Origin of the sequence: Occallatibacter sp. (assembly GCF_036502485.1) — a bacterium.
Taxonomy (GTDB): Bacteria; Acidobacteriota; Terriglobia; order Terriglobales; family Acidobacteriaceae; genus Telmatobacter.
In genome coordinates, this window is the sequence record NZ_DASXYM010000118.1 from 18,454 (window position 1) to 38,425 (window position 19,972).

At 61.4% G+C, this 19,972-nt stretch carries 19 protein-coding genes and 1 pseudogene; 9 read left to right on the forward strand and 11 right to left on the reverse strand.

Features of this window, described 5'->3' with window-relative positions; all coding sequences use genetic code 11:
- Positions 1–43: 43 nt before the first annotated feature.
- Entirely contained in the window at positions 44–1,270 is a 1,227-nt protein-coding gene (locus VGL22_RS15600) for an ABC transporter permease (protein ID WP_465267866.1), read from the reverse strand.
- Between the two features lie 482 nt (positions 1,271–1,752).
- On the opposite strand from VGL22_RS15600, the gene VGL22_RS15605 reads away from it, so the two are divergent.
- Positions 1,753–5,217: a S41 family peptidase gene (locus VGL22_RS15605; protein ID WP_465267867.1), complete on the forward strand. Its 3,465-nt coding sequence runs from the start codon at positions 1,753–1,755 to the stop codon at positions 5,215–5,217.
- 72 nt (positions 5,218–5,289) lie between these two features.
- Here VGL22_RS15605 and VGL22_RS15610 read toward each other — a convergent pair whose 3' ends face one another.
- Positions 5,290–6,390, reverse strand: coding sequence for a VWA domain-containing protein (locus VGL22_RS15610; RefSeq protein WP_465267868.1), 1,101 nt, complete (start codon positions 6,388–6,390; stop codon positions 5,290–5,292).
- A gap of 91 nt (positions 6,391–6,481) precedes the next feature.
- Positions 6,482–7,708 carry a TIGR04053 family radical SAM/SPASM domain-containing protein gene (locus VGL22_RS15615; RefSeq protein WP_465267869.1) on the reverse strand — a complete coding sequence of 409 codons (1,227 nt, stop codon included), beginning with the start codon at positions 7,706–7,708 and terminating at the stop codon, positions 6,482–6,484.
- 366 nt (positions 7,709–8,074) lie between these two features.
- On the opposite strand from VGL22_RS15615, the gene VGL22_RS15620 reads away from it, so the two are divergent.
- On the forward strand, positions 8,075–9,034 hold the full coding sequence (locus tag VGL22_RS15620; protein ID WP_465267870.1) for a universal stress protein: 960 nt from the start codon (positions 8,075–8,077) through the stop codon (positions 9,032–9,034).
- Between the two features lie 68 nt (positions 9,035–9,102).
- Here the strand turns inward: VGL22_RS15620 and VGL22_RS15625 are convergent, their stop codons facing one another.
- Both VGL22_RS15625 and VGL22_RS15630 read right to left on the reverse strand, forming a co-directional pair.
- The gene (locus VGL22_RS15625) at positions 9,103–10,881 is read right to left on the reverse strand and encodes a CRTAC1 family protein (RefSeq protein ID WP_465267871.1); all 1,779 of its coding nucleotides are present in this window, start codon (positions 10,879–10,881) and stop codon (positions 9,103–9,105) included.
- A gap of 506 nt (positions 10,882–11,387) precedes the next feature.
- Positions 11,388–13,268 (reverse strand): CRTAC1 family protein, encoded by a 1,881-nt coding sequence (locus tag VGL22_RS15630; protein ID WP_465267872.1) that lies wholly within the window; start codon positions 13,266–13,268, stop codon positions 11,388–11,390.
- Positions 13,269–13,459: 191 nt separating this feature from the next.
- Between VGL22_RS15630 and VGL22_RS15635 the strand changes: the two genes are divergently transcribed.
- Positions 13,460–13,903, forward strand: a complete 444-nt coding sequence (locus VGL22_RS15635; RefSeq protein WP_465267873.1) for a low affinity iron permease family protein — start codon at positions 13,460–13,462, stop codon at positions 13,901–13,903.
- 105 nt (positions 13,904–14,008) lie between these two features.
- Here the strand turns inward: VGL22_RS15635 and VGL22_RS15640 are convergent, their stop codons facing one another.
- Positions 14,009–14,155: a DUF3309 family protein gene (locus VGL22_RS15640; RefSeq protein WP_465267874.1), complete on the reverse strand. Its 147-nt coding sequence runs from the start codon at positions 14,153–14,155 to the stop codon at positions 14,009–14,011.
- A 237-nt stretch (positions 14,156–14,392) separates the two neighbouring features.
- Here VGL22_RS15640 and VGL22_RS15645 point away from each other — a divergent pair, with 237 nt between their 5' ends.
- From VGL22_RS15645 to VGL22_RS15670, 6 genes and pseudogenes are all read left to right on the forward strand, one after another.
- Positions 14,393–14,545: a lmo0937 family membrane protein gene (locus VGL22_RS15645; protein ID WP_465267875.1), complete on the forward strand. Its 153-nt coding sequence runs from the start codon at positions 14,393–14,395 to the stop codon at positions 14,543–14,545.
- Positions 14,546–14,629: 84 nt separating this feature from the next.
- A complete protein-coding gene (locus VGL22_RS15650; protein WP_465267876.1) occupies positions 14,630–14,869 on the forward strand; it encodes a CsbD family protein in 240 nt (79 codons plus the stop codon).
- 105 nt (positions 14,870–14,974) lie between these two features.
- Positions 14,975–15,187 (forward strand): DUF3185 domain-containing protein, encoded by a 213-nt coding sequence (locus VGL22_RS15655; RefSeq protein WP_465267877.1) that lies wholly within the window; start codon positions 14,975–14,977, stop codon positions 15,185–15,187.
- A 191-nt stretch (positions 15,188–15,378) separates the two neighbouring features.
- Positions 15,379–15,651: pseudogene (locus tag VGL22_RS15660) on the forward strand (double zinc ribbon domain-containing protein); the annotation flags it as partial.
- Between the two features lie 69 nt (positions 15,652–15,720).
- Positions 15,721–16,338: a ComF family protein gene (locus VGL22_RS15665; protein ID WP_465267884.1), complete on the forward strand. Its 618-nt coding sequence runs from the start codon at positions 15,721–15,723 to the stop codon at positions 16,336–16,338.
- 26 nt (positions 16,339–16,364) lie between these two features.
- Positions 16,365–16,985 carry an HNH endonuclease gene (locus VGL22_RS15670; RefSeq protein ID WP_465267878.1) on the forward strand — a complete coding sequence of 207 codons (621 nt, stop codon included), beginning with the start codon at positions 16,365–16,367 and terminating at the stop codon, positions 16,983–16,985.
- Between the two features lie 169 nt (positions 16,986–17,154).
- Here the strand turns inward: VGL22_RS15670 and VGL22_RS15675 are convergent, their stop codons facing one another.
- The 5 genes from VGL22_RS15675 to VGL22_RS15695 form a co-directional block, all read right to left on the reverse strand.
- Entirely contained in the window at positions 17,155–17,637 is a 483-nt protein-coding gene (locus tag VGL22_RS15675) for a hypothetical protein (RefSeq protein WP_465267879.1), read from the reverse strand.
- Between the two features lie 438 nt (positions 17,638–18,075).
- Entirely contained in the window at positions 18,076–18,381 is a 306-nt protein-coding gene (locus tag VGL22_RS15680; RefSeq protein WP_465267880.1) for a DUF5985 family protein, read from the reverse strand.
- Complete coding sequence (locus VGL22_RS15685; protein ID WP_465267881.1) at positions 18,378–18,635, reverse strand: DUF5985 family protein; 258 nt, start codon at positions 18,633–18,635, stop codon at positions 18,378–18,380. The genes VGL22_RS15680 and VGL22_RS15685 overlap by 4 nt, the downstream gene beginning before the upstream one ends.
- Positions 18,632–19,033, reverse strand: a complete 402-nt coding sequence (locus VGL22_RS15690) for a hypothetical protein (protein WP_465267882.1) — start codon at positions 19,031–19,033, stop codon at positions 18,632–18,634. The genes VGL22_RS15685 and VGL22_RS15690 overlap by 4 nt, the downstream gene beginning before the upstream one ends.
- A gap of 288 nt (positions 19,034–19,321) precedes the next feature.
- On the reverse strand, positions 19,322–19,972 hold a 651-nt coding region (locus VGL22_RS15695; RefSeq protein WP_465267883.1), incomplete at its 5' end, for a DUF6580 family putative transport protein.

Sequence of the window (19,972 nt, forward strand, 5' to 3'; positions counted from 1 at the left end):
ATCGCAAACTGACAACCGGCAACTGAAGACTGACAACGCGTGCCTACATTTCTGCCCGCAGCGCAACAACCGGATCCAGCTTCGCAGCCTTGCTCGCCGGGTACACCCCAAAGAATATCCCCACGCTCGTCGCCAGAAACAGCCCCAGGAACACGGCCCAGATCGGCACGGCCGTAGGAAATCCAACCAGCACCGTGATGATCTTCCCCACCAGAACTCCACCCAGCACCCCGAACGCCCCGCCCACCAGCGCCAGAAATCCACTCTCGATCAGGAACTGCAGCAGCACGTCGCGCTGCTTGGCGCCCAGAGCCTTGCGCACTCCAATCTCGCGGGTACGCTCGGTTACGCTCACCAGCATGATGTTCATGATCACCACGCCGCCCACCACCAGCGCGATCGACGCAAGACCCAGAACCACCGCCGCGAACAGGGAACTGATCTGCTTCCAGATATCCAGAAACGTATCATTGGTCTCCAGCTCGAAATCGTCCGGCTGCCCTGGCGCATCGTGCCGGCGCGCCCGCATAATCACGCGCGCCTGGTCCTTGGCCCGTTCCATCACCTGCGCGTCACCGTTGGCCCGGGCATAAACATCGACCGAGTCGTTGTACCCATAAATCTGCTGATAGGTTGTGATGGGGATGGCAACCCAGTTGTCCTGCGACTGCCCCAGCGTCTTGCCCTGTCTGTCGCCCACTCCAATGATCGTGTAGGGGATTCCGTCCACCCTGATTTCCTTGCCAATCGGATCGCCGTCCGGCAGCAGGTTGTCCACAATGTCGTACCCCACAATCACGTTTTTCGTTGCGTGTTCCTCGTCGGCCGGCGTAAACCCGCGCCCGATCGCGATATCGATGTTGTTCAGCGACAGCATCGTCCAGGTGAGGCCGCGCACCCCCGTGTTGTTGCTCGACTTCCCATTCGCCACCACATTCGTGGACTTGAACAGCGACGCCCCTACCTCTCGGCACTCCTCGCAGCCGGCCCGAATCGCCTCGTAGTCCTCCATGCGCACAATCTTGCGCTTCTGGAACTTGAAGTATTCTTCCGGCGAGAAGATCAGGCTCGACATGCGCGTGATCGTGAACACGTCAGCCCCATAGCCCGAGAGCTTTGTGCTCACGTACCGATTGGCGCCCTGCACCATCGTGATCACCATGATCACTGAGGCCACTCCCATAATCACGCCGATCAGCGTGAGAATGGATCGCATTTTGTTGGCCCAGAGAGACTGCAGCGCGAGTTTGAAGGCCTCAATCAGTTGCATGGTTCTGCTTTCTTTTGCCCGCGGACGGCACATCGATCGGTTACATGCGTCTGCATCCGGTCACCGGGAAGGCTCATTCCAGTGTACGCAACCGCCGTTTCCCGCGCGATCGGTTTCCCCGCCCAAGCCCCATCCAGTTCAATTGACCGGAAGCGGAAAAACGGGGTCCACGCGCGTTTCCTCGCACACCGGGCTCCTGGCCGGAACCAACCGCCCTTGCGGAGAAACCGCATGAAATAGATCTCGCTCCGGTATTCTTCTAGACGCGCCGCTCCGGCCTTTAGCCTCACTCCGGTTCACGTCCGTCTCGTCCAGAACTACGCAAGCCCGCCGCCACCGGTTCCGCATCGTCCCATCCAAAAGCGTTTTTCCTGAACAAACGCTCGGGGGCCGTCGTACGATATCTTGCGCATCCACATCTCCGTTCACATTGCGCTTACCACCCTGACTTCACCGCTCTGCCCTTCAATGGAGGATTCCTGATGCCTTCCCGCACCCGCCTCGCGCTGCGCATCGTCTCTGCCCTTCTCGCCCTTACGGCCGGCGTTCCTGCCGCCACCGCACAGAATTCTCCGGCGGATCAGCACCTGCTCCTTCGCAGCCCTTCGCTTTCTCAGGACCGGATCGCCTTCCGCTACGCCGATGACGTCTGGACCGTCCCCCGACAGGGTGGCGAAGCCCAGCGCCTCACATCCAACGGAAACGTGGTGGCCGGCCCCTGTTACTCGCCGGATGGCTCCCGGATCGCTTACACCGCCCATCTCCACGGCAACGACGATGTCTACATCATTCCGGCTAGCGGAGGCGTGCCCAGCCGCATCACCTTTCACCCGGCTGGCAGCTCTGTCACGGGATGGTCGCGCGATGGCAAAAATGTCCTCGTCGCCACCGGCGGCTTCAGCTATCGCCACTTCGGCCGCCTCTTCCTGGTGCACGCCGATGGCTCCGGCATGCCTGAGCCGCTCCCCCTGCCCATGGGCGTCGAGGGCTCCTTCTCCCCCGACGGCCAGTCCATCGCCTACCAGCCCATCACCAAGTGGGAACAGGCATGGAAACGCTATGTCGGCGGCCAGACCACGCCCATCTGGATCGTGAACCTCAAAACCCTCGACCTGGTTCGCGTCCCACGCCAGAATTCCAACGACTCCAGCCCCGTCTGGCAGGGCGACGCCGTCTACTTCCTCTCCGACCGCAGCCAGGATGGGAAAAACTCCGGCCCCGTATCGCTCTACAAATACGACGTGGCGTCCAAACAGGTCACAGCCGTCAGCCAGAACAAGGGCTTCGACATCAAGTCCGTGCAGGGCGGCCCCGGCGGCTTGGTTTATGAACAGTTCGGCTCACTCCACTTCATCGACACGGCCGGCAATGACGACAAAATCGTCTCCGTTCAAATCCACGGCGAACTCCCCAACCTCACGTCGCACATCGCCACCATCCCGCCCGAAGAGATCCAGAACGCCGGCCTCTCCCCCTCCGGAGCCCGCGCAGTCTTTGAGGCGCATGGCGAAATCTTCACCATCCCCGGCGAGAAAGGCGACACCCGCAACCTCACCCGCACCTCCGGCGCCGCGGAGCGCAACCCGTCCTGGTCGCCTGACGGCAAGACCATCGCTTACTTCTCTGACGCCAGCGGCGAATATCAGCTCTATCTCCAGGAACAGACCGGATTCAAGCCCCCCGTCGTCATCGACCTCGGCCCCAATCCCAGCTTCTTCTACGGCCCCACCTGGTCCCCCGACTCCAAACACATCGCCTACATGGACAAGCACAACCGCCTCTGGGTCGTCGATGTGCCCCTGCCCAACACCGACGCGAAAGCTGCCGCGCCCAAACCCGTCCTCATCGACCAGGGCATCTACGGCACCTTCGGCCCTGACTGGTCCGCCGGTTGGTCTCCCGATTCCAAGTGGATCGCCTACCACCGCGACCTCGAAAACCAGCTTCGCGCCATCTTCGTCTATTCCCTCGACACAAAGAAATCCACCCAGATCACCGACGGCATGAGCGACGCCTTCTCGCCGGCATTTGACCTGAATGGCAAGTACCTTTACTTCGTGGAATCCACCAACGACGGCCCGTCCCACGCCGGCATTGACCTCTCCTCGCTCGACCGCGCCCAGACCACCGCGCCCTATGTAGTGGTTCTGGCCAAAGACGGAGCCTCACCCGTCCCGCCCGAAAGCGACGACGAAAAAATTAAGGAAGAAAAGAAGACCGAGCCGCCCAAGCCCGTCGCCGAAGCAGCCTCTGACAAGAACAAAAAGGATGCAGAGAAGAAGCCCGGAGCCAAAGACGAAGCCAAATCCGACGACAAGGACAAAGACAAAGAGAAAGACAAGAAGGACGACAAGCCCGCCGAAACCAAAATCGATCTTGACGGCATCGGTAACCGCATCCTGTCCCTGCCCATCCCGCCACGCAACTACATGGGCATCGCCACCGGCAAAACCGGCGTGCTCTTTCTCTTTGAAGGGCCGCCGGTTGGCCGCTCCACCAACGAGGGCCCCGGCTCGAACATCACCGCCGTATGGCGCTTCACCCTGGAGAAGCGCGAGCCCCAGACCGTCCTCAACAATGTGGACTCCTTCACGCTCTCCGCCGACGGCTCCAAGATCCTCTACAACCGCAAAACCGGCTGGATCATTACCCCTGCCGACGACCTGAAGCCCGACAACAACAATCCCGGCAAGCCGCTCAACCTCGGCCAGATGCAGACCACCATCGATCCCCGCGCTGAGTGGAAACAGATGTATCACGAAACCTGGCGCATCGAACGCGACTTCCTCTACGACCCCAACACCCACGGCCTGTCGATCCCCAAAATCGAAGCGCGCTATAAACCCTACCTCGACAACATGGCGGCGCGCTCCGAGTACACCTACCTCTCCACAGAAATGCTCGGCGAAATCACCATAGGCCACATGTTTGTCGGCGGCCCGTTCCACCCCGAAAACGAGCCCAGGGCCGGCCTGCTCGGCGCCGACTACTCCGTCGACCACGACCGCTACAGGATTGCCAGGATCTTCGGCGGCCAGAACTGGACTCCGGGGCTGGCTTCGCCGCTCACGCTTCCCGGCGTTTACGTCAAACAAGGCGAGTATCTGCTTGCCGTCAACGGCCGCGAACTGCACGCCAATGACAACCTCTTCGCAGCGTTTGACGGAACCGCCGGCAAACAGACCGTCATCCGGGTCGGACCGAACGCCGATGGAAAAGACGGCCGCGACGTCACCGTTGTCCCCGTCGGCGACGAAGACGGCCTGCGCAACGTCGACTGGGTCGAGGGCAACCGCAAAAAGGTCGACGAGCTTTCCGGCGGCAAGGTCGCTTACGTCTACATGCCCAACACCGCCGGCGCCGGCTACTCCAGCTTCAACCGCTACTTCTATTCGCAACTGGACAAGCAGGCCCTGGTGCTCGACGAGCGCTGGAACGAGGGCGGACTCATCGCCGATTACATCGTGGATGTCCTCAAGCGCTTCCCCCTGTCAGGCGCCATCGAGCGTGACGGCAAGGCGATCCATGACCCCGTCGGCGCCATCTTCGGCCCCAAGGTCATGCTCATCAATCAGAACTCCGGCTCCGGCGGCGATGCCAACCCCTGGTACTTCCGCAAAGCCGGCGTCGGCAAGCTGGTCGGTACCCGCACCTGGGGCGGACTGGTCGGCATCGGCGGTTATCCCGCCCTGCTCGATGGCGGCTACGTCATGGCTCCCCGCTACGCCATCTTCGGCATCGACGGCGATTGGGAAGTCGAGAACCATGGCATTCCGCCTGACGTCGAGGTCGAACTCCTGCCCAAAGACTTCGCCGACGGTCATGACCGTCAGCTCGAGCAGGGTGTACAACTCGTCCTCGACGAACTGAAGACTCACCCCGTCCCCACGTTCAAGGTGCCCGCCCCGCCCAACTACCACCAGAACGACGGCCTGGGAAAAAACTAGCTCCCCTGCCTTCGCCACAACCCGCGGCGCCCCAGCTCTCCGGCATGCAGAGTCGGGGCACCGTCTCACCGTCTACGGCTGGCTGTAGTACCCGCTCGTGGTCCGCACCGTCACACCGGGCTGGTCCACCGTCAGCTTCAATTCGTGGTAAGTGCCGGCAGGCTGCCCTTTCAGCGGCTCAAACGTGAGCCGGTACGACGAGTCCATGTCCTCAGCGCACTGCCCGATCTGCTCCGCCAGGTCATTACCCGGCCCCAGCACTCGACCGCCGCTATGAACCGCCAGAACGTTCAGTGCCAGACTTCCGCTGCTCGCGTCCTGCGTCCGCAAAACCGGCTTCAGGTACGCCTTGTAGAACTCCGGATTGATCAACGCCGCGCCGGCGGTCGAGTCCAAAGGCGACACCGTGCAAACCGTCATCTCGCCCTCCATCAGCCAGTTGGACAACTCAACGGCGTTGTTGAAGTATGCGGCATTGTCGCTCACGGATGGCAGAACTCCCTGGGTCTCCAGCAGTGGCCACCCCGTACCCAACCAGACCAGGACCTTGCGACCCGGCTTGTGCGTCTCGTTCTCTGCAATCAATCGAATTTGAGCCAGCGACAGGTTGAACCGCTCAATCTCCCCGTTCAGCCCCATGGCTGCATTGAATACAGAGATGCGAGGAGTCAGCCTGCGCAGCAATCTGACTTCCTTCTTGCCGTCCGCGGAAGGGCGCGGCTGCACCTCCAGCCCCTTGTCGGTCAAGACCATCAAGCTGACCGGATGCGCCAGCCGTCCCCCATTTTGTTCGAGGAAACGGATCGTCTCGCTGCGCGCAAGCGCCTGCTCCACCCGGTTGTTGTTGAGAGCGTCAAGAACCAGCAGCACCTCGAGCGAGGGATCGCGTTGCAACGCCGCGCCATGGAACGCTCGGAAGTAGAGAATCTTGCCTGGCTTCCCGTTGTCGAGCAGCTTGAAGTTCCACGGCTGCAGCCCCGTCACCGGCTTGCCCCATGCGTCCGTAACCACAGCATGAAGTTGCACGCGCGACGTATCCGCATCCTTCGGCTTCACAGGCGGCCGCGGGCGCAGAACCGGCTCCTGCCCCTCTCGTGATTCCGGCGCGGATTGCCCTGCGCCCGCCGCAACCACAAAAACCAACAGCAGCAACCACCAACAGCGAAGAGTCACCGGAAACCCTTAGATACAAATTCGACCCCGATGTTAACTCTTGGACCGTCTGATTGCCGCCCCGGTTAGGAGTGACTCCTCGCCCCCACCCCTACAGCGTCGCCAGCGGATTGGCAAACTCTGACTGCTCCCTGACCCCTGCCGTCGTCGATTCGGGATGCCAGTTGCGCGGCTGAAAAATGCAGCAGGGCTCCTGCGCCAGCGGATCGCCGGTCAGCGCATAGGATCGCGCCCGGCTGCCTCCACAGATCTCCTTGTATTCACATGCCCCGCACTTGCCTTCGAGGCGACCGGTGTCCCGCAGCGCTTTAAAGATCGGCGCATTCCGATAGATATCGGCCAGAGGCGTCTCCCGAATATTCCCGGCATGAATCGGCAAAAATCCGCTGGGGTACACATCGCCTTTATGCGAGATGAACATGAAACCTTTCCCGTCATTCACCCGCCGCGTGGCCCAGCCGTGATTGCGCGCCTGCGCGTCGGCCTTCGGCGCACCCGGCTCATACTCCGCAACCGCGGCGCCCGGATGTCCCCCCGGATGTCCCTGCCCCATCTTCCGCTCTTCAAGATTGTGCTGCAGCAGATACCGCCGGTAGTGCATTGCCTCGGTCGTCTTGATCTGGAAACTCACCCGGTGGCTCAGTTCGTATATTTTGCCGAAAACCTCTTCGAACTCCTCGCCCGACAGCAGATCGTTCAGCTGCCCCCTGCCCACCGGCACCAGGAAGAACACATTCCACATCACGATCTTCAGCTTCTCGAAAAGCCTGCATAGCCCATCCAGATCATGCGCGTTGTGGCGGCTGATGGTGGTGTGCACCTGGATCGGCAGCCCCGCCTCGCCCGCCCACTCCACTGCCTGGATCGTCCGGGCCCACGCGCCGGGCAATCCGCGGAAAGCATCGTGAATCTCCGGCGTCGAGCCGTCCAGCGAGATGCCGAGCCGCACCACGCCGGCTTCCTTCATCTTGAAAATCGCTTCGCGGGTCAGCAGAGGAGTCGCGCTGGGCGTTACCGCCACCTTGACCCCCTTCTCTGCGGAATAGCGGATAAGCTCGTAAAGGTCCGGCCGCTTGAGCGGATCGCCACCCGTAAAAACGAAAATGGGAATGTGCATGTCCGCGATCTGGTCAATGACACGTTTCCCTTCCTCCGTCGTCAATTGATCGGGATGCGCAATGGGCTGGGCGGCGGCGCGGCAGTGCTTGCACGCCAGGTCGCAGGACTGGGTAACCTCCCAGATAGCGAGGAAAGGAGCTTCGTCGTAGTTGAGTCCGCCGCGGGCGGGAATGGTGTGCATCGGCTGCATGGCGTGCATCAGGCCTCCTTACGGGAACGAGGGGTGGACCGGGCGAGGGGTTCGCGGGGAAGACGACCGTTTCCAAGTTCAAGGAAAGCAGGGGAACGCACATAATGCTGTGATTAGGATCACGTATGACCCACCGGATCGGGACCATAATGGCACGCAGTGAACTGGACAGCGACGCTGGGTCATGAATTTCGCATCAAGAGTCTGACGAACTCTGTACACCAGGCAACGTTTTTCGTGCAAGATGAATCTTACGTGCGTGACTTTCCTGTTTAGCTTGGCCGGGTGAGGTACATCACCTGAACTTGTGCTTGTCGGCACTGTGCCGAGCCGGGGAAAGGATCAGACTCAAATGAGAACAGCCGGGAGGTGCCTATGGCAGCCGCGTTGAAGCCGGAATGGAGCAAACCCTCAACCATTCTCTTTGCCTCGGAATTTCCAGCCAACGAGAAAGCGTTTGCGTTTGCCGTGGCGCAGGCCGCGGAGTTCGCCGCCGACCTGATCCTCTTTCATGCCTATGACACCATGGTGATATCGGCCTCGGAAACCTCGGGCGTGCGCTACTACGACTATGCCGCCGCAGCTCGAACGGAGATGCAGCACCTGGAGCCGCTTGCCGAGCGTGCCCGTGCCGCCGGTCTGCGCTGCGAGGTCGTTGTGCGCCCCGGATTGCCTGCAGACCAGATCCTGTCCTATGCAAGGGAACGCGCCATTGACCGAGTCGTCATGGGCACCCATTCGCCGGGACCGATCGGCAAGCTGCTGGTCGGGTCCGTCGCCGAGGCAGTCCTGCGAACCTCCAGCGTACCGGTGTTCATCGTCGGTCCAGAGGTGGTCGACGGCAGCTTCCGTAACTTCGAGACCAAAATTGTCCTCTGCGCCGTCAGCCTGGGTGATACCAGCGCCATGGTCACAACCTTCGCGGCTGAGTTGGCCGTTCAACACAATGCCCGCCTGATCCTTCAACACGTCATCCGTCCGCAGGACCGGCACGAAGTGTTGGCCGGGCGCAGCATCGACCAGATCGAAAGCGACCTGATCGCCATGGTGCCGAAGGAGCTTCAGGACAAAATCGAAGTCCAGGCCATCGTGGTCCCCGGCGACCCGACTGAAGAGCTCCTCTACCAGAGCCGGGCTCAGCAGGCTGATCTGGTGGTGCTCGGCGCTCATGGAGCCACGGCGTTTGCGGCCATCACCCGCCACGGCATTGTCTACAAGGTGCTGGCGCACTCCCACTGCCCCGTGCTCACCCTGTCGCCCGCCGTCCTCGCTGCCACCGGAGCCACCGGAGAACATGTCTCCCCGGTGGAAACCTTCCTGGCCGGCGTGTTCTAAAACCCAGAATCCAGAAAGCAATGAGGCGGACGGCCTGGGCCGTCCGCCTCTTTCTTGCTCACAGCAGCTTACTTCCGGGTCGCCCCACAAGCCTTTCCACCGCACAACGCACTCACAATCCCCACCCCTTCGCGAACGGTATAAATGCGATCCGTCGCCGGCAGCTTGACCTTCTCCACGCTTCCCGACGGCCAGTGAATCTCCACCACCCCCGCATCCCTGGCGTCGCCCAGTCCGAAGTGTGCCCGCGGGTCATTCGATGAGATATAGCTGCCGCCGCTCATCACATCTTCCCTCTGGCGCATACCGTTGGCCGTTAGATAGACGGTGGCCCCCACGCCGTCGCGAGGACTCTGCCGGCCGGTCTTGCTGTCTTTACCGCCCACCAGCCTGAGCTCCACCCAGTGATGCTTGTCCGCATTCACGTTCTTCAGCAGCACCGGCGGCCCATCAATCGGGCTGATCACCACGTCGATTTTGCCGTTGTTGAACAGGTCCCCGAATGCCGCGCCGCGCCCCGAAGTCACCGTGGCAAGCCCTGAACCCTTCACCGCTGCAATGTAGGTGAACTTGCCGTTCCCGTTGTTGCGAAACAGCAGGGGTCGCTCGGCAAAAGTCGTGCCCCAGTCGTGCCCGTCCACCTGCGGGTACACGTGACCGTTGACCATCACAATGTCTTTCCAGCCATCGTTGTCATAGTCGGGAAATCCCGCGCCCCAACCCACAAAAGGCACAGCCATCTGCGTGATCCCGGCCTCGTCGGCCACATCGGTAAAGCCGTCCGGGAATCCCGCGTTGCGGAAGAGCGCCTTGAAATCGTCAGAGAAATCGGTGATGAGCAGGTCAACCAGCCCGTCATTGTTGTAATCGCCAACCGCCAGGCCCATCGATGCGATCTCGCGCCCATCCTTGTTCAGCGCAAATCCCGACACATAGCTCTGGTCCTCAAATGTGCCATCGCCCTTGTTGAGGTACAAGTAGTTGGGCAGCGAGTCGTTCGCCACCAGCAGGTCCACACGCCCGTCGTTGTTCACGTCCACAAACGTGGCGGTGAAACCGTAGTAGGCGCCCGGATCAGACACGCCTGCTTTGACGCTCACATCCGTAAACGTCCCGTCGGCATTCTGATGAAACAAGTGGTCGGGCTCGCCCTTCAGCCCGCGCGGCCCGCACATCACCGGAATGCCATGCAATTGGCAAAACGCAAACGGAACCGAGCCGTCCGTCGCCGTAGGCTCATGCGCCAGGTCATAGTGCACATATCCTGACACAAAGAGATCCAGCCGCCCGTCGCCGTCGTAGTCGCCCCAGGTGGCGCCGTCGCTCCAATTGCCCAGCGTTACCCCCGCCTTCTCCGCTACATCGCTGAACGTCCCGTCGTGATTGTTGCGATAGAGGCGATTCTTGCCAAAGTTGCAGACAAAGATGTCCGGCCAGCCGTCGTTGTCATAGTCGGCAATGGCCACCCCGAAACCCCAGCGGTCGTTTTGCACACCGGCCTTCGCAGCCACATCGGTGAACGTCCCATCGTGGTTGTTATGGAACAGCGCAGCATGGGGCGCCGTCGCCTTTCCGCTGAGCGCATCATACGTGGAGCCGTTCACCAGGTAGATGTCGAGCCAGCCGTCATTGTCATAGTCGATCAGCCCCACCCCCGAGCCGTCGGTCTCAAGGATGTACTTCTTGGCTTTTGTCCCCATCACGTGCTGCCAGCGCGCCAGCCCCGAACTTCTGCTCGCATCCTCAAAAATCACCGCACCGGAGTCCACAAATCCACCCGCCGTGATCGGTCGCTTCTGCGCGTCGTAGACAGGTGCGAATGTGCCCGCGGAGGAAACGCCACTCATTCCCGAGGCGGGCTCCTGCGCCTGGCCCCCGGTAGCTTGTCTCGGCACGGAAGCCTGCTGCGCCGCCGGGGTCAGTGCCTGGCAGGTCACGAAACAGGCGAACGCCAGGGCCAAGCCTGCGTGGAAATAGGAACGACGGGACCGGAACAACACGGCTCCTTATGGGCAACGGTCCACCAAAGCATAGCGCAGCAGAGGAACACCTCGTCTCAACAGGTCTGCATCCATCGCGGGAGCGCAGGGCGGCAGAAAAAGAGACCCCCAAAAAGAGGGGGCCAGTAGCCGGCGCTGGAGGTCGATAGCGCGCGACTACTGGCGATCCCTGCACGTAACGAGTTCAGCTGCGGCTTCCCCTTTCCACGGCTGCCTCGTGTTGGCCGGCTCAAGAGGGAGACTTGCGAATCCCTCGAACCATGCCGACGAAGAGCAGTTTCTCGCATCGCAGCGGCACAATCTGTGATGCCCGTCACGCACTGTTGTTCATTGCGCGCCTGGGCTGTGGATTTTTATTCGTTGCTCTTCGGCGCGACGGCGGTCGCCTTATCGGGCTTGAAGTCAGCGCAGCTCTTACCGTTGCACAGGGCGGCGGTGATGCCGGCGCCTTCCTCAACCGTGTAGATCCGGTCTACTGCCGGCACCTTGATCGTTTCCACCTTGCCGTCGGGCCAGTGAATTTCAGCAACGCCGGCGTCGGTGGCGTCGCCCAGCCCGAAGTGCGGACGGCGATCGTTCGCCGAGATGTAACTGCCAGACGACAGCACATCCTGCCGCATCCGCATGCCGTTGGCCTTCAGATATACCGTGGCCGTGGTGGCGTCTTTCGGGCTTTTGCCGCTTCCCACCAGGCTTAGCTCCACCCAGTGGTGTTTGTCGGGATTAACGTTTCGCAGCAGCACCGGCGGCCCGTCAATAGGATTGATGACCACGTCGATCTTGCCGTCGTTGAACAGATCGCCGAACGCCGCCCCGCGCGCAGGGATAACGTCAGCCAGCCCTGTTCCCTGAACAGCCTTGATGTATTCGAACTTGCGATCTTTCCCGTTAGCGTCCGGAATGTTGTGAAACAGCAGAGGACGTTCCGCCCAGCTCGTGCCCCAGTCGTGCCGGTCCACCTCCGGATAAACATGGCCGTTCACTTCCAACAGATCGAGCCAGCCATCGTTGTCATAGTCCAAAAACCCCGCGCCCCAGCCAACAAAGGGGATGGTGGGCTGCGCCACCCCCGCCTTATAGCTCACATCGGTGAAGCTGGCATCGCCATCGTTGTGAAACAGGACCTTATAGTCGTCGCCGAAATCGGTGACGTAGAAGCTCACCAGGCCCTTGTTCTCGTAGTCGCCCGCGGCGATGCCCATCGAGGCGATCTCCCGCCCATCCTTATTCAGCGCAAAGCCCGAAACGTAACTCTGATCGTCGAAGGTCCCGTCTCCCTTGTTGATGTAGAGATAGTTGGGTTCGGAGTCGTTGCCCACCACCAGGTCGGGCTTGTTGTCGTTATTGATATCGACAAAAATCGTGGAGAAGCCGTAGTAGCGGTCCTTGTCCTCCACCCCGGCCTTGGCGGTGACGTCAATGAATGTTCCATTGGCGTTCTGGTGAAAAAGGTGATCGCCTTCGCCCTGCAGGCCGCGCGGGCCGCAGTTCACGTTCTGTCCGCGATATTGGCATTGCGCATAGCCCACCGCCTTCGTCCCGCCAAGGGGAAGATTGCCGCGGTCGAAGTGCACGTAGCCCGTGACGTAGAGATCGAGACGGCCATCGCCATCGTAGTCGGCCCATGTCGAGCCGGGATGCCAGTTGTCGAGCGCCACCCCGAGCTTCTCCGCCACATCGGTGAAGGTGCCGTCGTGGTTGTTGTGGTACAGCCGGGTGAGTCCGTAGTTGCCCACGTAGAGGTCGGGCCACCCGTCGTTGTCGTAGTCGGCCACAGAGCAGCCGTATCCCCACCGGTCGTTCTGCACACCGGCTTCTTTCGATACATCCGTGAAGGTGCCGTCGCGGTTGTTGCGAAACAGGGCGGCGTGCGGCGCCGGTTCCTTGCCGTCCAGGGAATCGAAGGTTGCCCCGTTGACCAGGTAAATGTCCAGCCAGCCGTCGTTGTTGTAATCGATCAGGCACAAGCCCGAGCCGTTGGTCTCCACGATAAACTGCTTTTCCGGCACGCCCATCTTGTGAACCCAGCCGGAGAGGCCGGCCCGTTTCGTAGCGTCCTCAAACACCACGGGCGCTTCGCCGGGCTTCACGAATCCTCCCGCGGTGATAGGCCGCTTCTGCTCGTCGTATTGTGCCGGCGCACCCAGCCCTCCGGCGATCCCGGACTGCATGCCGGATTGGCTCGGCTTCGATGGAGGCTGCGGCGCCGCCTGCTGCTGGGCAACAGCCGCCACCGAGGCGCATATTACGACTGCGCAAAAAAGCCGGCGCAAACAAGACGAGGGGATGATCACGGTTTGCAGTTTATCGCACCCAAGTTTCCCCTGGAATTTGATCGGAACACGAGGCTACCCGCAGCAGCTCACCCATGCATCCAACCGGACAGGCAGCGGATAGATATAGAGGTACCGAGAAGGCGTAAAGGATGGGGCAGATCTTGGGTCAAGGGAAGAGAAGCCTGGACGCGGTGAGTTCGCCGGCCGGGCCTGACCGCTTCGGGCGGTTCGCGTCGTGCGCGTCCGGGTTTCTCGGCTCCCGGTGGGGCTTCCTGTGCGCAAGCGTATTCCTGCTGCTCTGGGCCGCGAGCGGCCCCCTTCTGCATTACTCCGAGTTCTGGCAACTGGTGGTGAACACCGCCACCAATATCGTCACATTCTTGATGGTGTTTCTCATCCAGAACACCCAGAACCGCGACGCCCGCGCCATCAACCTCAAGCTCGATGAGCTGATTCGAGCCGTGGATAATGCCCGCAATCACATGATGAACATTGAAAAGCTGAGCGATGCGGAGCTGGACATCCTGGAAGAGCAGTTCATGCGCCTGCGCGTGAAGCACCAGAACGAGCAAATGGGGATGGCCGCGGATTAAGTAAGCAAGTTAGAACCGGCTCTCAGGCAGCGTGAGTGAAAGGGCTCGTCCGCGGGGGCCCTTTCTACCCGGATCTCAACTGCTGCAGTGTGATTGGCGCTCTCTTCAGAACACCTTCAGCAACAGCAGAATAACCACGATGGTGAGAATGAGGCTGAGGCCGCCTCCGCCATAGTATCCCAGGCCAGGTCCCATCCTGTATCCGCCGAACCCGAACAACAGGATGAGTACGATCAGCAATACGATCAGCATGTTTTCTCCTTACTAAGTCACGAACTCTGCGTTCGAGCTTTTTGCCTGCCGTGAAGAGCAAGCCTCTGTAACTGAGTAAGTTGGATGCAAAGGTACTCTGAATCGGCTGTTCCGGAGTGGATTTATCAATTGTGCGCAGGAATTTTAGCAGAAACCAACCATCGCTCCCAGAGTCGGAATCCAAGTCACTGTTGTCGAATTGAGGCACGTCCCTCCGACGGCCTCAGGAGGTAAGGAATGCTCTGGACAATTTTCGTGATCCTCCTGGTTTTGTGGCTAGTGGGTCTGGTGAGCAGCTACACGCTGGGAGGCTTTATTCACCTGCTGCTCTTGGCGGCAGTGGTGGTGTTGATTCTGCAACTCATATCGGGGCGCCGCACAGCTCTTTAGGCGCGCGATGGGACAGGCAGACAGCGGGCGCGGGAAAGCATGCGCCTTTGGTGTGAGCAGCAATAACCCACGGAGGTGGAGTAAATGAACAAAGACAACTTGAAGGGCAGCATCGATGACGCGGCCGGTCGCGCCAAACGCCAGGTCGGCGAATGGACGGGCGATTCCGAGACCCAGGCTGACGGCGCCGCGCAGCAGGTGAAGGGCAAGGCGGAAAAGGTGTTGGGCAATGTGAAAGACGCTGTGAACGATGCCACCCACGGCAACCGCACCGACGATCGCGACGTGGAACGCGACCGCGACTACAACGCAGAGCGCCCCTGATTCGGCTGACTCCCACTTCAAACCTGCGCGGTGCGATGGTCTTCTCCTTCGCATCGCGCTTCAAGTTCCGGCCTCATCCCCAATCCAAATCAAATCAGAGGAAAGATGAAAGCTCTGGGAATCGTTTTGATGATTGCCGGCGTGCTCGCGCTGGCCTATGGCGGATTCTCCTGGAACACCCATAAGAAGGCCATTGACATGGGCCCGCTGCAGGTAGAGCGCACCCAGCACCATACCCTGCTGCTGCCGCCCCTGCTGGGCGTCGGCGCGCTCATCATCGGTGGTGTGCTCGTCTTCGCCGGCGGCCGCCCGCGCTGACAGGACTCCGCCCTGCGGCGTGAAGTTCACGTGAATTCGGGAAAGAGTCCCGGGAACTCCCGAAGAAAAGCGCGTCTCCCCGCTTGCCACGAGAGTACCTGCGGGGTCAAGATAGAGAGGAGGGCGCCCGCTTCGCGCCTCTCGAATCGAGGTGCGTCTTCCGCAGGGACTCCTCCTCCACTCCCGGTTCCATGACGTTCGACGTTCCACCAGCGGCACCGTCCGCATCGCGGACATCCGCATGGCGCGCTGTGGTTCGCGTGCTCCGAAGTCCGCTGGACGCTGCCGGGTCCGCCCTCTTCCCTTCCGGTTGTTCTCTTTGCGGCTCCCCTCTGCCGCGCCTTTCTTCCGTGCCAATTTGTGACGTTTGCTGGATGGAGATGCCCGCCAGAAGCGGCCCTGTGTGCCCGCGTTGCGGTGATCCCCTCGCCGGCGAAGTGGACGCTCAACTTCGCCAGGGTCTGTGTAGGATGTGCTGGTCGGCGCCGCCGCCGTTTGAACGCGCCGTTGCTTACGGCGTGTATGAGGACCGCATGCGCGAGGCCATCCATGCCATGAAATACCACCGCATGCATCCGGCGGCGAAGCGGCTGGGCGCCATGCTGGCGCAGGCCGTCATCAAGCTGCAAGGGGAAACGTCAGCCACGATGGTCGTCGTCCCTGTGCCGCTGCACCGATCCAGGCACCGGGAACGCGGATTCAATCAGGCACGGGCGCTGGCGGAGCACGCCATCGCAGCCCTAGGCAAAACCCATCCCGGCTGGACGCTCACCCTCGCACCCAACGCCTTGCGGCGCGTGCGCGCCACAAAGACGCAGGCAGGCCTTTCAAGCCGGCAGCGGCGCTTGAACATGCGCACCGCTTTTGCCGTTGCCCATGACAGACGGGTGCGCGGCCGCGATGTGCTGCTGGTGGACGACATCTTGACCACAGGGGCCACCGCCCGTTCCGCGGCGCTGGCTCTGAAACGCGGGGGAGCCAAAACCGTTTGGGTAGCGACCCTGGCCCGGGCCGGACGTGCGCTTCCCGAGCGCGGAAGTCTATCTCAAGGTACGCAGCAAGACAGGAGTCACAACACCCAACACCCCGGCACGCTCGAAGAGCCGGCCAACGTAAGCATGCATTCACCATCTTCTGTTGAATTCATTTGACGATACGTCTACGAGGCCAAATCGATATGTCGCTGGGAAAAGCCATGATCCATGCACGCAAGCAGAAAGCCATAGCCCGCGCCGTGGCGGCTCATGCGGGGGAGCCGGTGGTAGCGGGACATTCCACCCATATGCTGCAGATGCCGGTGCTGGTCCTCAACGCGTCGTATGAGCCCATCAATATCTGCGGAGCGCGGCGGGCATTGGTCTTGGTGCTCAAGGGCATTGCGCGCACTGAGGAGGAGCATGGCCTCACCCTGCATGCCCAGCGCAGCCGCATTGCCATGCCGTCGGTCATTCGCCTTCTGGAATATCGCCGCATTCCCCATCAGACTCGTGCCTTGTCGCGGAAGAACATCCTCCTGCGCGATCGCAACACCTGCCAGTATTGCGGTGTCGTGCTGCCATCGAGCGAACTCACCCTGGATCACGTCGTGCCGCGGTCGCGGGGCGGCAACTCCACCTGGGAGAATCTGGTAGCGTGCTGTCACGCCTGCAACCGCCGCAAAGGCAACCGCATGCTGGCCGAGCTGGACGACATGATGCTGCAGCGCGAGCCGAAACCCTTCAGCCTCCACACCAGCCGCCAGATCATGCGCATGCTGGGCCGAGGCGATGACCGCTGGCGCAAGTATCTCTTCTACTAGGGCAGTACCTGATGAGCCGGCATTGAACGGCTTCGTGCATTGTCCGAAACTTCCGACTTGGCGACCACCCAACCCCAGCCACAATGCCGTATCCCCTGCGTATCCGCTGCCCCCAAAACCATGTCATCAAACCATGTCATCAAACCATGTCATCCAAACCATGTCATCGTCATCCAAACCATGTCATCCAAACCGGCACCTGGGGTGCGGCTACTTGGGACTTCTCCGGTGGAGGGTTCAGATCAGGGAGGGGGGTGGGGGGTGGAGCAGGGACAGAGGTGCAGAGGGGCAAAGGGGCCGGGGTTTCAGCCGAGGGGGAGGGGGTGGGGGTGGGTTGCTGGCATTTGGCTTGGGCGCGGAGGGCTTCGGTGCGGGCGCGGCGTGAGCCGATGGCGGTCTGGGCAGCGTAAAGGAGCTTCGAGGTTTCGGCGGGGGTGAAGACTTCAAGGATCATGCCGTGAGTGACGCAGGCGATGAAGGCGTCGATGGCGTCGGGGTCTGGAGTGAGGATGGGCATGGTCTGGCGCCAGACGTAGCGGGTGCGCTGGAGGGATTCGGGGCTGAAGTCTTTGCGGGCGTCGTCACGGGCGCAGGCTTTGTAGAAGGCGTCAAGGCAGCGTTGGACGGCGGATTCGGGGGTGGTGGGGGGCATGAGTAGCTCCTTCTTGAGTTCGTGGTTTCCCAGGTGTCGGAATCGCGACCTGGGGCACCCGGGTTTGGTGGGGAAACGCACACGAGGGCGGTTTGGGGTTCGTGATTTCCCACCCTGTCGCGAGAACAAAGGCGACAGGATGGGACACGGAGGTTTTCGGGCAAAAGAAAGGCCCGCCGGTGGTGGCCGGCGGGCCTTGGTTCTCTCTGATTACTTCAAGTATGGCAGAACGCGTGCTTACTTTGACACGTTTTCGGAATTTATTTTGTGTTCATTCTGAAGGGAGTTAGGCCGGTTTTGGCGTGGGGTGGGGCTTGACAAGGTTATTGATTGACCCGGACCGGGATGGGAAAAGCCGGACCTTCGCCTGCGGCGCAGGACATCCGTGTTGTAGTTGAGCGCGGTGGAGTCCCCACCCTGGCGGGAGCCGAGACCTGTTTAGCTCTCGAAGAAGTTTTTCCAGGCCATGGCGGCGAGGAGGCCGAGAACGGCGAGGAAGCGGATGATGGTGTGGGTGAAGTTGCCTTCGTTGGGGTGCTCGACGGTGAGGAGCATGCCGTAGTTGACGGCCTGGATGGCGAAGAAGGCGGTGAATGCGAGGAAGAGCGGGTCGCGGGTCGACTTCCAGAAGCGGAGGAAGAACAGGGAGGCGGCGAGCGAGCAGGCCACGATGAAGCCGAGGAGGAACACATCGAGGAGGGGATGCGAGAGGGCGGCGAGCTGATTGATCGGAGAGGCGTTCATTGGCTATCCCAGATCAGGCCGAAGAGCAGCAGGCCCATGGCGAGGGCGGCTGAACCGAGGCGATAGGTGTAGAGGTCAGTTTGGAGGAAAACGAGCAGATCGAGGACTTTGAGGAGGTTGGCGGCTGTCAATCCAAGGAAGCACAAGCCGCTCCAGAGCAGCAGCCTGCGGCGGACGCGGGCATAGCCGCGGAGCAGCAGTACGGCGCAGATAAAGGTGGTGAGGCAGGTGAGCACATAGACGGTCGCACTCACTGGTCTTTTTCCTTTCTGAACCGGAAGGCGCGGGCGAATTCACGAACGGGGGAAGATGCTTTTGAATGTAGCATGGTGGAAATTCGAACCAGGTCGCGGCGGTAGGCGTCGTCGACCACGCGCATGAGCTCGTTCTGTTCGTCGGAACGCGGGGAGTAGGAGTATCTGGTGGGGGGGCCGGGCTGTTCCTGGACGAGTTGGAGGCGGACGAGGTCGCGAATGACGCCGTTGACCAGCTCGGAGGGAATGTAGAGGCGCGAGGCGAGCTCGTCGCAGGTCCAGCCGACGGGGCGGCTGTTCCAGAAGAGGATCAGGGCCTCCAGGTGGGGGACGCTGTCGAGGTTCTCATGGATGAACTCGTAGGGATCGGCGTCGGGTTTTGGGGTGAAAGCGTCCATGGGTCCTGGTCGAAGGCCTGATCGAAAATTTGCCGAGAACGCGCGCGGCCGCGTTGCCGGTATGCAGAAATGCGAGATTTGATTCGGAAGCGAACCGGTTGGATCGCTAGTCCGACTGTATCATATCGCCTCACGATGTAATAGATGCGGCAGAAGAGCTCAGGCAGAGCTCAAGGGAGTGGGTTGGGTCTGTGCTGCCATAGGTCACATCCGCAGGCAATTGTAGGGCGCCTGCGGTGTGGCCAACCGCCTTCGGCTCCATTTGGGGCCGAAGGCGGGACAGGCTCATTAGCGGGCGGCAACGGCGGAGCTGCGGTTCTGCTGCATGCGGCGGACCAGCACGGGTACGCCGAAGGCCAGGCCGGCGACGACTGTGGTGGAGAGCAGGTCATTGCGGTAGAAGGGCAGGCCGGCGACGTAGCAGGTGACGAGGCCGCCTGAAGTCTTGGGGTACATGGTGCCGGCGAGCCACACGGCGAAGTTGGACATGAGGAAGAACGAGGTGGGGCCGAGCAGGACGGCGGAGAAGAAGCGGGGCAGGGTGGTGCGGCTGCGCAGCAGGATGTGGCCGAGCGCCATGGCGGCGAGGTACCAGGTCCAGGTGGGGAGGTAATCGCCGATCTGGAAGGCGTAGTGATAGCTGAAGAGGGTGAGGTAGACGTCGGTCGCCATGAGGGCGGCGAGGGGGGCGAGCATTTCGCGCCAGGAGCGCCGCGCGCCGAAGAAGAGGAGGGCGCCGCCGACAGCGGTGAAGTTCAGCCAGTCGGGATGGGGGACCACACGGCTCAAAACGGCGAAAAGCAGCAGCAGATATGCAGGCATCGCGACCCTCGGATCTTTCAGGTGTGCACGCGCTTCCGTGGTCCGCTGGAGCGGGGGGCAGAAATTGCGGCTGTTTCCATTCTGGGGGGTGGGGGCGGATGGGTCAAGCGGGTGAGG